Annotated in this window: 13 protein-coding genes; 2 read left to right on the top strand and 11 right to left on the bottom strand. The window is 70.2% G+C overall.

Features of this window, described 5'->3' with window-relative positions; all coding sequences use genetic code 11:
• From VGL85_RS19695 to rutA, 3 genes are all read right to left on the bottom strand, one after another.
• Positions 1-179 (bottom strand): RidA family protein (locus VGL85_RS19695; protein WP_331590719.1); only part of this gene is annotated, 179 nt, incomplete at its 3' end.
• 35 nt (positions 180-214) lie between these two features.
• Positions 215-958, bottom strand: a complete 744-nt coding sequence (gene rutB / locus VGL85_RS19690) for a pyrimidine utilization protein B (protein ID WP_331590718.1) — start codon at positions 956-958, stop codon at positions 215-217.
• Positions 942-2,018 carry a pyrimidine utilization protein A gene (gene rutA, locus VGL85_RS19685; RefSeq protein WP_331590717.1) on the bottom strand — a complete coding sequence of 359 codons (1,077 nt, stop codon included), beginning with the start codon at positions 2,016-2,018 and terminating at the stop codon, positions 942-944. The genes rutB and rutA overlap by 17 nt, the downstream gene beginning before the upstream one ends.
• Positions 2,019-2,149: 131 nt before the next feature.
• Here rutA and VGL85_RS19680 point away from each other — a divergent pair, with 131 nt between their 5' ends.
• Entirely contained in the window at positions 2,150-2,926 is a 777-nt protein-coding gene (locus tag VGL85_RS19680) for a hypothetical protein (protein WP_331590716.1), read from the top strand.
• Here the strand turns inward: VGL85_RS19680 and VGL85_RS19675 are convergent.
• From VGL85_RS19675 to VGL85_RS19645, 7 genes are all read right to left on the bottom strand, one after another.
• Positions 2,923-3,867: an RDD family protein gene (locus tag VGL85_RS19675; protein WP_331590715.1), complete on the bottom strand. Its 945-nt coding sequence runs from the start codon at positions 3,865-3,867 to the stop codon at positions 2,923-2,925. The genes VGL85_RS19680 and VGL85_RS19675 overlap by 4 nt on opposite strands.
• Positions 3,864-4,862 (bottom strand): stage II sporulation protein M, encoded by a 999-nt coding sequence (locus VGL85_RS19670; protein ID WP_331590714.1) that lies wholly within the window; start codon positions 4,860-4,862, stop codon positions 3,864-3,866. The genes VGL85_RS19675 and VGL85_RS19670 overlap by 4 nt, the downstream gene beginning before the upstream one ends.
• Positions 4,862-6,187, bottom strand: coding sequence for a DUF58 domain-containing protein (locus VGL85_RS19665; protein WP_331590713.1), 1,326 nt, complete (start codon positions 6,185-6,187; stop codon positions 4,862-4,864). The genes VGL85_RS19670 and VGL85_RS19665 overlap by 1 nt, the downstream gene beginning before the upstream one ends.
• A 10-nt stretch (positions 6,188-6,197) precedes the next feature.
• Positions 6,198-7,154 carry a MoxR family ATPase gene (locus VGL85_RS19660; protein WP_331590712.1) on the bottom strand — a complete coding sequence of 319 codons (957 nt, stop codon included), beginning with the start codon at positions 7,152-7,154 and terminating at the stop codon, positions 6,198-6,200.
• On the bottom strand, positions 7,141-8,391 hold the full coding sequence (locus tag VGL85_RS19655; protein ID WP_331590711.1) for a hypothetical protein: 1,251 nt from the start codon (positions 8,389-8,391) through the stop codon (positions 7,141-7,143). Before VGL85_RS19655 ends, VGL85_RS19660 begins: the two co-directional genes overlap by 14 nt.
• Positions 8,388-9,008: a hypothetical protein gene (locus VGL85_RS19650; protein ID WP_331590710.1), complete on the bottom strand. Its 621-nt coding sequence runs from the start codon at positions 9,006-9,008 to the stop codon at positions 8,388-8,390. The genes VGL85_RS19655 and VGL85_RS19650 overlap by 4 nt, the downstream gene beginning before the upstream one ends.
• 158 nt (positions 9,009-9,166) lie before the next feature.
• Entirely contained in the window at positions 9,167-9,631 is a 465-nt protein-coding gene (locus VGL85_RS19645) for a hypothetical protein (RefSeq protein WP_331590709.1), read from the bottom strand.
• A 159-nt stretch (positions 9,632-9,790) separates the two neighbouring features.
• On the opposite strand from VGL85_RS19645, the gene VGL85_RS19640 reads away from it, so the two are divergent.
• Positions 9,791-11,995, top strand: a complete 2,205-nt coding sequence (locus tag VGL85_RS19640; protein ID WP_331590708.1) for a beta-glucosidase — start codon at positions 9,791-9,793, stop codon at positions 11,993-11,995.
• A 35-nt stretch (positions 11,996-12,030) separates the two neighbouring features.
• Here VGL85_RS19640 and VGL85_RS19635 read toward each other — a convergent pair whose 3' ends face one another.
• Complete coding sequence (locus VGL85_RS19635) at positions 12,031-13,689, bottom strand: S10 family peptidase (protein ID WP_331590707.1); 1,659 nt, start codon at positions 13,687-13,689, stop codon at positions 12,031-12,033.
• Positions 13,690-13,707: the final 18 nt, after the last annotated feature.

The raw sequence follows: 13,707 nt of genomic DNA, 5'->3' as shown, positions 1-13,707 counted from the left end.
TTGATGGTGTCCAGCACCTGCCGCGTCTGGGCCTCGCAGTCGCCGACGTGGTTGACGTTGTTGTCCTTGTCGAAGGCCAGGGTCCCGGAGACGTAGACCACGCCGTCGGCCAGCGTCCCCGGCGAGAACGGCGCGATCGGCTTCTGGGTCCCAGGCGGCAGGACGATGGACTTGGGCATGAGGTGGACTCCCTAGTTGGCGGCGGGCGGCGCGGTCATTTCCCTGGCGGGGCCTGGCCGATCGTCCCGCAGAAGTCGGCGGTGTTGCTGACCCAGCCGAAGAACTTTTCGACGTTGAAGACGCTGGCTTCCTGCAGGTAGGCCGGGCCCGCCTGGTGGGTGGCGTCTTCCAAGAGCACGCCGAAGTACTCCAGGTGATAGCCGTCGCGCAGGGTGGATTCCACGCAGACGTTGGTGGCGATGCCGCAGAAGGCGAGGTTCCTGATGCCGCGAGCGCGCAGCATGGAATCGAGATTGGTGTTGAAGAAGGCCGAGTAGCGCGGCTTGGGAATGACGATGTCGCCCTTCTGCGGCGCGAGCTTGTCGACCAGGGCGTAGTCCCAGGTCCCCTTGGCCAGCAGGGTCCCCTCCAACTCCGGCCGATCGCGCATGGTCTTCAGCGCATTGGACTTCCACCAGTTGGGCGAGCCTGGCCCGCCAGCCTCGGCATAGTCCGGGTCCCAGCCGTTCTGGAAGAAGACGATCTGCACCCCGCCGCGCCGCGCCGCCGCGATGGCCAGCGCGATCCGGTCGATGACCGGCGCGGCGCCTTCGATGTCGAAGCCGGCCAGGTCGAGGTAGCCGCCCGCCGAGGCATAGGCGTTCTGCATGTCGACTACGATCAGCGCCGTCTCGGCCGGATTGATCGGCAGGTTCTCCGGCCGGGCCGGCAGGGTGACCGCGCCGTCCCTTGGGATGGTCGGGCGGTCAGGCCCGGAGGCCTCAGGCAGCTTTGACATTGGCCCGGCTCTTCATCTTGGGCTGGATCCTGGCCCCGAAGTCCTCAACGCCTTTCACGAAGTCGTCGAAGGTGAGCAGGACGCCCTTGGTGTCGGGGACGCCGGCGACCTCGTCCAGCATGCGCGCCACGCTCTCATAGGAGCCGACCAGGGTGCCCATGTTGAGGTTCACCGCCGATTCCGGCGCGGCGAGCTGGGTGGTGTTGGTGTTGGCGCCGCCCTGGGCGTTGGGGGCCGCCTGGTTGGTCAACCAGGCGAGCGCGTCCTGGTCGGCCCCCTCGCGGTACAGCTTCCACTTGGCGAGCGCCTTCTCGTCGGTCTCGTCGGCGATGATCATGAACAGGATGATCGAGCCTACATCGCGCCCGGTCTTGGCCTTGGCCGACGCCAGCCTCGTGTTCACCGGGGCGAAGGCGGTCGGCGTATTGGTCCCCTTGCCGAGCGCGAAGCTGTAGTCCGCATACTGAGCGGTGAACGCCAGGCCTTCGTCGGACGAGCCCGCGCAGATGATCTTCACGTCGTGCGGCTTGGGGCTGACCCGGCAGTCTTCCATCTGCAGGTACCGGCCCTTGAAGTTGGAGACGCCGGTCTCCATCAGCTCCTTCAGCACGGTCGCGTATTCGGCCAGGTAGCTGTAGCGGTCCTTGTAGTGGCTCTCGCCCGGCCACAGGCCCATTTGGTCGTACTCGGCCTTCTGCCAGCCGGTGATCAGGTTGATGCCGAAGCGACCCGGGCCGGCGATGGAATCGATGGTGGACGCCATGCGCGCCGCAATGGCCGGCGGCAGGGTGAGGGTGGCGGCGGTGGCGTAGATCTTGATCCGGCTGGTCACGGCGGCCAGACCGGCCATCAGGGTGAAGCTCTCGAGGTTGTGCTCCCAGAACTGCGTCTTCCCCCCGAAACCGCGCAGCTTGATCATCGAGAGCGCGAAGTCGAAGCCATAGGCCTCCGCCTTCTGCACGATCTGCTTGTTGAGCTCGAAGCTCGGCATGTACTGCGGCGAGGTCTCGGAGATCAGCCAGCCGTTGTTGCCGATGGGGATGAAGACGCCGATGTCCATGCGCTGTCCGTAAGCCTGAATTTCGCTGCGTGCGAGCACGGCCGTCCATCTGGCCCACGCCGTTCGTGCTTGGCAATGGCGGATAACACCGGTTAGCGTCCGGTCCAGGCGCTGCGGCAGAGGGGGACTTCATGAGCCTCGCAGGCGATACTTCAGGCAAAATCGATATCGGCCGGGTGATCCAGGAACTGTTCCAAGTTCTGGGCCGGCACTTCGTGACCTTCGCGATCCTGGCCGTGATCCTGGTCGGGATTCCCTATGCGGTGGTCAACCTCATCACCGGCAATCCGGTCACCGCCTTCGGCAGCGGGAACTTCTGGGCGGCCTATACCAGGACCATGGCGGGCGGCGTGATCGTGGGCCTGCTGTCCCTGATCCTGCAGGCGACGATCATCTATGCCGCGGCCAGCGACCTCAACGGCCGGCCGGTGTCGGTGGCCGACAGCCTGCGGGCCGGGCTCTATGCCTTCATCCCGCTGGTGGCGATCGGCATCCTCACCGGCCTGGCGGTCGGGATCGGGTTCATCCTGCTGATCGTGCCGGGGGTGATGCTGGCCCTGGCCTGGTGCGTGGTCGTGCCGATCTTCGTGGTCGAACGGCCCAACATCATGGACGTGTTCGGGCGCAGCGCGGCCCTGACCCGGGGCAACCGCTGGCGGATCCTGGGCCTGTTCTGCATCTTCATCGTGGCGATTCTGGTGGTGGAGCTGGTGTTCGGCATCGTCGGCGGCCTCACCAACATCATCAGCCTGGGCGGCTTCCCGTTCCTGACCCGGCTGATCGTGCTGCCGCTGATGCAGACAGCGAGCGGCCTGATCGGGGCCACCGCCGGGGCGGTGCTCTACATGGAGCTGCGCCGCGTCCGCGAGGGCGTGGGTCCCGAGGGGCTGGCGGCGCTGTTCGACTAGGCCTGGGGCGTTCCGCCCCGGTCGAACTTGTCGGCCTTGCGGTGGCCGAACAGCAGGCGCGTCTCCAGGCGCGCCCGCAGGGCGGCGTAGTAGGCGTTGAGGAAGGCCCGGTCGGAAAGGTCGAGCGGGCCTTCCCAGCCGATCTTCTTGCGGATGCGCTCGGCCACCTGGGCGACGGTCTTGCGCTCGCCGCGGCGCAGCACCTCCTCCAGGGCGTGCAGCTCCTTGATGCCGTAGGCGTCGAGCTGGGCTTCGCTGAAGGTCGGGCCGATGGCGGCGCCCACGGCCGGGCCGGCGAGGTCGGGCCGCAGGACCCGGCGCGGCGCCTTGACCACCATGGTCCCGGCCGCCAGGTCGCCCAGCCGCAGGCGGTCGTGATTGAACAGCGGGAACAGCACGAAGACCCCGCTCCAGATCCCGCCCAGGGCGATCAGGCCGGCGTCCACGCCCATGCCGCTGGCGAACAGGAAGCTGGCCGGCAGGAAGACCTCCAGCTCGCGCAGCGCATTGCGCGCGAAGACGGCGTTGGCGGTGAGCCGGCCGCCGTCGCGCGCGGCGACCCGCAGGCCCAGCGCCCGCTTGCCGGGCGTGGCGGCGCCGGCGCGCAGCTCGAAGCCGATGAAGTAGAAATTGCGCAGCAGGAAGGAGCCCAGCAGCCACAGGATCAGCGCCGCGTCGCCGGTGAAGGCCCACTTCGTCCGCCAGGCGACCAGCGCCAGCAGAAGGCTGACAACGATCAGGCCGGCCAGCATGATCGCCACGTCGATGACGAAGGCTGCGCAGCGCTCGCTGAACGCGCCGATCCTGAGGCGCAGGTCCACGCCCTCGGGCGTCACCAGCTCGCGCCAGCCCTCGTTCCACGGGCGGCGGCGGATCAGCGGCGCGCGGGGCTTGCGGGTCTTGCGACCCGGGCGGCCGGAACCGGCGTCGGTCACGGTCATGGCGCGCGCCTTGTCCACGGGCCGTAGTAGTAGAGGACCCAGGCGACGGCGGTGGCGGCGGCCACCGACAGGCGGGCGACGTCGTTGGTGATCAGCTGGCGGGCGAAGCCCTCCAGCAGGCCGGCCACGAACAGCATCAGGACCACGCCGCCCATGACGGTCGCGGCCTGGCGGCCGGCGTCGGCGGCCGCGTCGATGCGCCGCCTCTCGCCCGGGAAGGCCACCGCCCAGCCGATGGAGAAGCCCGCCGCTCCGGCCAGCGTCACGGCGGAAAGCTCGGTGACCCCGTGGATCATCAGCCAGCCGGTCGCCGAAAAGCCCAGGCCGTGGCTGACGAACAGGGCCAGGAAGGCGCCCAGCATGCAGCCGTTGTAGAGCATCAGCCCCGCGGTCGGCAGGCACAGCGCGAACCCCAGGGCGAAGGCGAACAGCGCCACCTGCGAGTTGTGGGTGAACAGGAAGGTGGCGAGCGTCGCCAGCGAATCGTGCGCATCGGGCTTCTGATAGAGGGTGCCACGCAGGAAGGCCGTGGTGGCGGTGGGTTCGCGCCCTTGGGCGAGTTGCCCCGGGATGAAGCTGTAGAACCAGTCCGGGTCACGGCGCACCAGCTGGTAGGCGGTGACCGCGCCGGCGACGGTGAGCGTCGCCGAGACCAGGGTCTCGCGCCAGAGCGCCCGGACCGCGGCGGGCAGATCGTAGACCAGGAAGGCGGCCAGCCGCTCCAGCGGGCGCGCCCGGACGCCGTAGACGAAGAAATAGGCCCGGGTGCAGAGGCTCTCCAGGTAGGCGGTCAGCTCCTGATCGAGCGAAATGGCCCGGGCCACCGACAGCGACGACAGGGCCTGGCGGTAGAGCACCGGCATCTCCACCAGCTCGTCGCGCTTGAGCTTGCGCGCGCCGCCCTTTTCGACGCGGGCGAGCAGGCTTTCCAGCCGTCGCCAGTCGGCCTCGCGCTCGTCGCGGAAACGATGGCTCTTGAGTTGCAGCTCGGCCATCAGATCAGGTCCCGCCGCTTGACGTCGAGATAGGCGTCGATGAGCGCCAGGCCCAGGTCGTCGGTCCCGGCGCGAGACGGGGCGTCGACCAGCCGCGCGCCGAGCCGTTGCAGGCGGCCGATGACGATCTCGCGCTGGCGCGAAAGGCCCGCGGCGATCACCGCGCGCGAGACGTCGTCCGGCTCGACGGGCTCGGCCTCGGCCAGGGCCTCCAGCTCCTCATCGCGGAACACCACGAAGAGCACCAGGTGGGTCTTCATCAGCCGGCCCACGTTCTCGATCATCAGCTCGGCGCTGGTGGGGTCGGCGAAGTCGGTGAACACCACCACCAGGGCGCGGCGGTCGAGGCGGCCGGCGAGCGTGGTGAGGCCCAGGGTGAAGTTGGTCTCCTCGCTCGAATAGTCGATCGCCGCGGCCAGGCGCTGGATCAGCGGGAAGGCCTGGGCGCCGGCGACCACGCCGCTGGAGACCCGCGGATGGGCGTCGAAGGCGAACAGCCCGACGCGGTCGCCGAGCTTCAGGCTGGCGAAGGCGAGCAGCAGGCCCGCGTCGATCGCCTGGTCGAGGCGCGAGCCGCGCGGCGCCGGCGCGCTCATCAGCCGCCCGGAATCGATGGCGACGATGACGTGGTGGTTTCGCTCGGTGCGGAACTCGCGGGCGACCAGCTTGTTGTGCCGGCCGCTCTGCTTCCAGTCGATGGCGCGCAGGTCCATGCCGGTCTGGAAATCGGTCAGCGCGTGGAAGTCGCCGCCCTCGCCGGTCTCCATCTGGGCGCGCAGGCCGAAGAGGGCGTCGCGCGAGAACAGCTGGAAGGCCTGGTCCTTGACCCGCTGGATGTCGGGGGTGATCGGGATCGGCCTGGGATCGGCCTCGGTCCGCTGCAGCCAGACGAGGCCCAGCGGCCCGCGCCAGCGCGCCCAGAGCCCCTCGATGCGCCCTTCCCCGCGGCGCACCGGATCGAGGCGGACGGTGGCTGCGGCCCGGCCGCCCTCCAGGCGGACCCGCTGGCGCGGCGGATCGGCGGCCAGGCGTTCGTTGACGCCGACCGCGACCTCGGCGGACCGGGGCCCGGGACCTTCAAAGGCAAGCTCGATGGGCAGGTCCGCCGGGCGCGACAGGCCGAGCGCCACGGGCGGGCGGGCCGTCAGCCGCAGGCGCGAGGGCGGCGCGGCCAGCAGCAGGTCGGCCAGCATCAGGCCGGCGGTCAGCAGCACCCAGGCGGCGGCCGCGCTCCACAGCCTGGGCGCGGCCAGGGCGGCGGCCAGCGCCGGCAGGGCGCCGGCGGCGGCGAAGCCGATGGCCAGGCGTGTGGGATAGACCCGCAAAGCCGGCGGCCTAGCGCGGCGCCGCGGCCTGGTCGACCAGGGCCTCGATCACCTGGTCGGCGCGGCGGCCCTCGATCTCGGCGGCGGGCGACAGGATCACCCGGTGGCGCAGCACCGGCAGGGCCAGGGCTTTCACGTCGTCGGGGATCGCATAGTCGCGCCCGTCGAGCGCGGCGCGGGCGCGGGCGGCGAGCGCCAGCTGGGCCGCCGCGCGGGGGCTGGCCCCGCTCTGCAGGTCCGCCGTCTCGCGCGTCGAGCGCACCAGGTCGAGGACATAGGCCACCACCTCGTCGTTCAGCTTGATCTTGGCGACGGCGGCGTTGGCGTCGCTCAGCGCCTTGGCGCTCACCACCCGTTTGACGCCCATATCCTTGGGCAGGACCTGGCCGGCGTGGACGCCGTATTCGGCGACGATGCGGCGCTCCTCCTCGCGGCTGGGGTAGCCCAGGGTCTGCTTGAACAGGAAGCGGTCGAGCTGCGCCTCCGGCAGCGGGTAGGTGCCCTGCTGCTCCAGCGGGTTCTGGGTGGCGACCACCATGAACCGGTCGCTGAGCGGGTGCGCCTTGCCGTCGATGGTGACGTGGCGCTCCTGCATGGCCTCCAGCAGGGCCGCCTGGGTCTTGGGCGGGGTGCGGTTGATCTCGTCGGCCAGCATCAGCTCGCAGAACAACGGACCCTTGGCGAGCGAGAAGGTCGAGGTCTGGAAATTGAAGATGTTGGCCCCGATGATGTCGGCCGGCATCAGGTCGGGCGTGAACTGGATACGGCCGAAGTCCAGCGCCAGGGTCTCGGCGAAACACTGGGCCAGGAAGGTCTTGGCCGTGCCCGGCGCGCCCTCCAGCAGCACGTGGCCGCGGGCGAAGAGCGCGATCAGCAGGAGGTCGACGGTGTCGGCCTGGCCGACGATGGCCTTGCCGATCTCCTCACGCACGCGGCCCGCCAGGGCCCTCACTTCATCGACGTTCACGGGTGATCTCCAGCCTCCAGGAATAGAGCTTGCGGCCGATGGCCAGCAGGTCGTCGCGGGTCCTGGCCCGCTCGGCCTCGGCGTTGAGGTCTTCGGGCGCGGCGGCCTCTCGCCGGCGCGCCAAGTCGGCCAGCCAGCGATCGGGATCGGCGCCGCGCGCCACGCCCGCGGCGCGGCCGGCCAGGGTCCGGGTCAGGGTGGCATAGGCCGGCGCCAGCTCGGCCTCCCGGCGGGCCATGCGGATCAGGCCCGCGGAATTGTCCACCAGCGCCCGCTTGCCGAGCGCGATGGCGCGGTCGCGACGGGCCACCGGCCCGAACCGGGCGAGCGCATGCAGCCCCATCAGAACCGCGGCCGCCACGCCGCACAGGGTCGCCGCCAGCCAGGGCGGCTCCAGCATCGTGCGCCCGATGCTCCGTCCCCGGCCAAAGCCGGTCAGGGTGACGTCGAAGGTCACGCCGTGGTCGCCGCGCAGGGTGTTGAGGATCGCCATGCCGGCGCGGGCGTTGTCGAGCTTGGCCAGGCCCTGGTTGTTGAGCAGGTCGGGGTCGGCCAGCACCAGCACATCGGGGCGCAGCTTCGCATAGGCCAGGACCATGTGACCCTGCTCGTCGACCAGGGCCGGCGCCCAACCATCGCCGGAGATGGTCTGCAGGCGGTCGATCGACCCCAGCGGCAGGTAGGTCCCGGCCTGGAAGGGCCCGCCCGCGCCGTACAGCTTCGGCCGGTCGGCCCCCTTGCGCAGGTCGAGGAGGGTCTTCTTCGACCAGGGCGTCAGCATCGGGGTGACGACCACGCCCAGGGTTTCGGCGCCGATCTTCTGCACCCAGCCGAGGTGCATCGGATGCGGCTGGGTCGCCCATTTGGGCAGGACGATCAGCAGGCGGGGCTCGTACGCGAACTTGATCACGTCGGCGGGGCGGCTGTCGGGCGTCGGGGTCAGCACCATGAGGTCGCGCACGACCGGACCCCTCAGCCCCGGCGTGACCCGGCTGACGGCGGCCGAACCGCCCTCGGCCTTCAGCATGACCAGCGCGCCCTTGTAGCCCACGGCCGAGGAGGAGAGCGCATGCGCCCCGGGGTCGGCCGCGCCGCGCCATTCCGGCGCGTAGGCGGCCAGCACCGCCAGCCCGGCGAAGGAGACGACGCCCACCAGCACCAGGGCCAGGATGGTTCGCGGCGAGAAGGCCGGGCGATCGGACGCCGCGGCGCCGGCGTTCGGGACCGCCTCGCTCACCGCCAGCCCTCGGCGAAGGCGAAGGTTTCGTAGTCGCCGCGGGCGGCGGCGAAGTCCTGGCGGCTGACCGGGCGGCCGCCGAAGAAGCTGGTCTCCACCCGCGCCGCGATGCGGCCGAAGGCGTCGCGCGCAACGCCGGGCATGCCGTCGAGACGGGCGATGTCGCGGCTGGTGAGCGCGGGCCGTACGACGCCGGGCCGGCGGCCGGCGATGTCGTCGATGCTGCGGAACAGCAGCAGGTGCACCGCCTCGTCGAAGCGGCCGGCGCCGGCCAGGTGGTCGGCTTCCTCCATCAGCGCGCGGGCCTTCTCCGGCTCCGGTCGCCAGCCGGCGGCGACGGGGGCGGCCGCGGGACGGCGGCGCGCCTGCATGGCGCGGATCTCGCGGTAGATGAACCAGACGACCAGCAGGCCGCCCACCGCCAGGCCGCCCCAGAACACGATGCTTACGAGCGGACCGAACTGGCCCACGAACTCCAGGAACCGCAGGAGCCAGCCGGGCGGCGGCGGCGGCTTGGCGGCGGCGGCGAAGTCGAGCTGCAAACCAGGCGTGTGCAGCAGCGCCTTGTGCGCGGCCGCCAGCTTCTGTTCCGACGCGGTATAGGCGTCCGACGCCACGCTTCTTCCACACCCCCCAAGACGGCCCGCGCACGCGCCAAGCGCGCCGGCCTGGGCCTCAACCTAGCAGGGTGACCGGCGCAGGCGAAGCGGTGTTCGGCCGGCGCGCGGCCCATCTGGAAGACTGGCTGGAGGCAAGCCGGGTAAGGCGTCCGGCCCTATTTCCCCGGCAGCATGGCGACGACCGAGTTGGTCTTGGAGATGACCTTGATGCCCTTGAGGCTATCGGCCGGATAGTGGTCCCAGACATCCTTGATCTCGATGGGGGTCGACGCCGCGGTCCCGGAGGCTGGCTTTTCGGCCACGGCGTCAACCTCGTAGACGCCATCCTTGGGCGCCTCGGGATTGATGCGCGGCAGGAAGCCCGCCTTCTTGTAGCCGGCCATGGGGACGGAGCCCTTGGCCTCCATCTCCAGGGTCCCGCCCTTGCCGACCTTGATGGAGGCGGAGTCGACTTTTTCGATCATCTCCTGGCCCTGGTACATCTGTTGCGAGCGGCCGGAATACTTGGGCGCGGCGGGCTCGGTGGGCGCCGCGGCCGTGGTGGCTGAGGTTTTGGACGAGTCGCAGGCAGACAGGCCGAAGGCAACGGCGAGACCGGCGGCCAGGATCGCGTAACGCATGGGCATCCTCCCCGATTCTTGAGTTGGAGGAGCCTGCCCACCATCGGTGCGCCGCCGCAAGGCGGGAACCGGCACAAGTGTCAAAAACGATCCGAAACCGCTGGCGCGAACGCGGCCTTGGGCTAGCTTATCGGCGGTAAGGAATCCGGGGAGGGCCTGATGGATCGCAGACTGACGATCGGCGTGTGCGCGGCCGCCCTGGCGCTGGCCGGCCCGCTCGCCCTGGCGGCGCCCGCGCGGCCCTGGATGAACCCCAAGCTCGGCCCCGACGCCCGCGCCGAGCTGGTGCTGAAGACGCTCACGCTGGACCAGCAGATCGCCCTGCTGCACGGCGACATGCCGATCTTCCTGGGCGCCAAGCGGCCGGCCGATGTGCAGATCGCGGCGGGCTGGATGCCCGGGATCCCGGCGCTGGGCATTCCGGCGCTGACCGAGAGCGACGCCAGCCTGGGCGTGGCCAACGCCGGCCGCGGCAAGGCCGACGACGCCACCCCGCTTCCGTCCGGCCTGGCGCTGGCGGCGACCTGGGATGCGAAGCTGGCCTTCGCCGGCGGGGCGATGATCGGCAAGGAGGCGCGGCAGAAGGGCTTCGACACCCTGCTGGCCGGCGGCGTGAACCTGCTGCGCGACCCGCGCAACGGACGCAACTTCGAATACCTCGGCGAGGACCCTCTGCTGGCCGGAACGCTGGACGGCGCGGCGATCGCCGGCATCCAGTCCAACCACATGGTCTCGACCCTGAAGCACTTCGCGCTGAACGACCAGGAGACCGGGCGCATGGTGCTGGACGCGGTGATCGACGAGGCGGCGTTCCGCGAGAGCGACCTGCTGGCCTTCGAGATCGCGCTGGAGACCGGCAGGCCCGGCTCGGTGATGTGCGCCTACAATCGGGTGAACGGGACCTATGCCTGCGAGAATCCGTTCCTGCTCACCCAGGTGCTGCGCAAGGACTGGCATTGGCCGGGCTGGACGATGAGCGACTGGGGCGCGGTGCATGGCGTGGGCGCGGCGCTCGCGGGTCTCGACCAGGAAAGCGGCCAGCAGCTCGACAAGCAGGTGTTCTTCGACAAGCCGCTGAAGGCGGCGGTGGCTTCAGGCGAGGTTCCGGCGGCGCGCATCCACGAGATGGCCCACCGCTACCTGCGCAGCCTGTTCGCCACCGGCGTGGTCGATCATCCGCTGCCTGGCGGCGGCCTCGACACCGCGGCCGACGCGGCGGTCGCCGGGCGCGAGGCGGAGGCGGCGATCGTGCTGCTGAAGAACGAGGCGGGCCTGCTGCCGCTGGCGAAGTCGGCGCGGACCATCGCGGTGATCGGCGGCCACGCGGACGTGGGCGTGATCTCCGGCGGCGGCTCGTCGCAGGTGATCCCGCTGGGCTCGAAGACCTTCCCCAAGCCCAAGAGCGCGCCGGCCTGGGGCGGCGGCGAGATCTACCACCCCGACCCGCCGCTGGCAGCGATTCAAGCCCGCGCCGGCGGAGCCCGGGTGGTCTTCAACGACGGCTCCGATCCGGCCGCCGCCGCGGCGATCGCAAAGTCCGCCGACCTGGCGGTGGTGTTCGCCACCCAGTGGTCCAGCGAGGGCATGGACATCGCCATGAAGCTGGACGGCGACCAGGACGCCCTGATCGCCGCGGTGGCCGCCGCCAACCCGAAGACCGTGGTGGTGCTGGAAACCGCCGGGCCGGTCGCCATGCCCTGGCGCGACAAGGTCGGCGCGATCCTCGAGGCCTGGTATCCCGGCGCGCGCGGCGGACAGGCGATCGCCAAGATGCTGGCCGGTGAGATCGACCCGCAGGGCCGCCTGCCGGCGACCTTCCCGGCCAGCGAGGCCCAGCTGGCGCGGCCCATGCTGCCGGGCGCCGACCAGAACGTGGTGGAGACGCTGAGCCCCGCACAGGGCGCCAAGGCCTTCGCGGTGACCTATTCGGAGGGCTCCGACGTCGGCTATCGCGCCTTCGCCAAGTCGGGCGAGACGCCGCTCTATCCGTTCGGCTACGGCCTCTCCTACACCAGCTTCCGCTATTCCGGCCTGAAGGTGAACGGCGGCCAGACCGTGACCGCCAGCTTCACCGTCGCCAATGTGGGCGACCGGGCCGGAACCGACACGCCGCAGCTCTACCTGACCGCCGGCCCGAAGCGGACCCAGCAGCGTCTGATCGGTTGGACGAAGGTGACGCTCAAGCCGGGCGAGGCGCGCGTCGTCACGGTGACGGCGCCGCGCCGGATGCTGGCCAACTGGGACGTGGCCGCCCATGGCTGGCGGGTGGACGGCGGCGCCTACAAATTGGCCGTCGGGCCTGACGCCGCGACGGCCACGCTGAGCGGGTCAGCGAAGGTGGCGGCGGGGTCGCTCAAGCCCTAGGCAAAGCCTGGACCCAAGCGACCCGTCCGCTGGTCTTACCTCGACGCGAGCGCGTCGTCGTAGAACTTGTCCACATCGGCGTGGAGCTGCTTCAGGGCGTCCTGGTTCAGATAGACCATGTGCCCGGAGGGGTAGTAGGCGAAGCGGACGTGGTTCTTGATCGCCGGGTCCAGATAGAGGTGGCTGATGTCATATTCGGTCCCGAAGAACGGCGTGGCCATGTCGTAGATGCCGTTCAGCGAGAAGACATACAGGTGCGGATTCTCGCGCATGGCCATGCCCAGGTCGGCCGCGGTGTTGGCGACGTTCTCACGCCGGCCGCCGCCGCCAAAGCCGCCCGGCGGGCGGTGACGCCAGTCCCAGGCCTGGTTGATCCCTGGGCCGGACGGCCAGTAGTTCAACTCGGTCGTGTAGCCGAGCTCTCCCAGCCAGTCGTGCAGGGCGGCGACATAGGCGCCGTTGATGCCGGTGTCGGACGGATCGTACTCGGCGTTCGCCACGGCGTTGTCGACGTTGATGCCGGTGAACCGCGTATCGTAGCGGCCGAGGGTGCGCCCCTGGTCGCGCAGCAGCTCGGCCCGGAAGTGGTTCAGGTCGACGCGCAGGTTGGCGCGCTTGATGAACTCCACCGGGATGCCGATGTAGGCGGAGAGCTGCCTGGCCGTGGCGTCGAACTCTTCCGGCGAGATGTTGCCGCCCTTGGTCAGCGCGGTGAGGTACGGCCCGGCGGCCCAGTCTCGCACCTGCTTCAGATAGGCTTCCAGGTTCGCCGGCTGCGGCGCCTTCTTCCAGTAGACGGCGGTAGCCGCATAGCTGGGGACGTAGCTGACGAAGCTGTGGTCGAAACCGGAGTCGTGGGCGCCGTAGTTGAGCACCGACGACAGCAGCAGCACGCCGTTCAGCTGGATGCCATGCTGTTGCAGCGCATAGGACAGGCCCGCCGAACGGGTGGTGCCATAGCTTTCGCCGAAGATGAACTTCGGCGAGTTCCAGCGGTGGTTGATGGTGATGTAGCGCTGGATGCCGCGGGTGAAGGCGTCGATGTCCTGGTCCACGCCCCAGAATTCCGTGCCCTTGGCGTCGCCGAGCGGGCGCGAATAGCCGGCGCCGATGGCGTCGAGGAAGACGAGGTCCGACTTGTCCAGCAGGCTCTCGTGGTTCTCGGTGATGGTGAAGGGCGGGCCATGGGTCGCGTTGGGCGAATCCGTCATCACGTGCATCGGGCCGGCCAGGCCCATGTGCACGAACAGCGAGGCCGAACCCGGGCCGCCGTTGTAGCTGAAGGTCACCGGGCGGTTCTTCCCGCCGTCGGCGACGTAGGCGACGTAGAACATGGACGCGATCGGCTTGCCGTCGTCGGAGCGCAGGGTGAGCGTGCCGGCGGTGGCGGTGTAGCCGATGGTCTGGCCGTTAATCGTCACCGTGTGGTGCGAGGACTTGGCCTGCTCCACGACCGGGGCGGTGGCGATGTCGGCGTCGGTGATCTTGTGTTCGCCGGCGCGCTCGCCGCGGCCGGTGTTGCGCTCGACGCTCGGGCCCGAATTGGTTCCCGGCTCGTCCGGTGCGCTGCTGCGCGCGTTACGGCCGGCTGGCGCTGACGCACGCTGGCTGCTCTCGCGTTGCGGCGGCTGCGCGAACGCCATGGTGGCGGATAGGCTGAGCGCGACCACAGCGGCCGCGGTCTTACGGATCATCTGTAACCCCCTGGATAA

This window comes from Phenylobacterium sp. (assembly GCF_036501465.1).
Taxonomy (GTDB): domain Bacteria; phylum Pseudomonadota; class Alphaproteobacteria; order Caulobacterales; family Caulobacteraceae; genus Phenylobacterium.
Note: the sequence above shows the minus strand (reverse complement) of the source record. Positions and strands in the feature narration are given on the sequence as shown.

What these genes read in the sequence shown, in the direction of transcription:
- rutA (WP_331590717.1), bottom strand. Translation starts at nt 2,018, where the DNA reads ATGGACATCGGCGTCTTCATCCCCATCGGCAACAACGGCTGGCTGATC.
- VGL85_RS19645 (WP_331590709.1), bottom strand. Translation starts at nt 9,631, where the DNA reads ATGCGTTACGCGATCCTGGCCGCCGGTCTCGCCGTTGCCTTCGGCCTG.
- rutB (WP_331590718.1), bottom strand. Translation starts at nt 958, where the DNA reads ATGTCAAAGCTGCCTGAGGCCTCCGGGCCTGACCGCCCGACCATCCCA.
- VGL85_RS19670 (WP_331590714.1), bottom strand. Translation starts at nt 4,862, where the DNA reads ATGGCCGAGCTGCAACTCAAGAGCCATCGTTTCCGCGACGAGCGCGAG.
- VGL85_RS19640 (WP_331590708.1), top strand. Translation starts at nt 9,791, where the DNA reads ATGGATCGCAGACTGACGATCGGCGTGTGCGCGGCCGCCCTGGCGCTG.
- VGL85_RS19675 (WP_331590715.1), bottom strand. Translation starts at nt 3,867, where the DNA reads ATGACCGTGACCGACGCCGGTTCCGGCCGCCCGGGTCGCAAGACCCGC.
- VGL85_RS19680 (WP_331590716.1), top strand. Translation starts at nt 2,150, where the DNA reads ATGAGCCTCGCAGGCGATACTTCAGGCAAAATCGATATCGGCCGGGTG.
- VGL85_RS19635 (WP_331590707.1), bottom strand. Translation starts at nt 13,689, where the DNA reads ATGATCCGTAAGACCGCGGCCGCTGTGGTCGCGCTCAGCCTATCCGCC.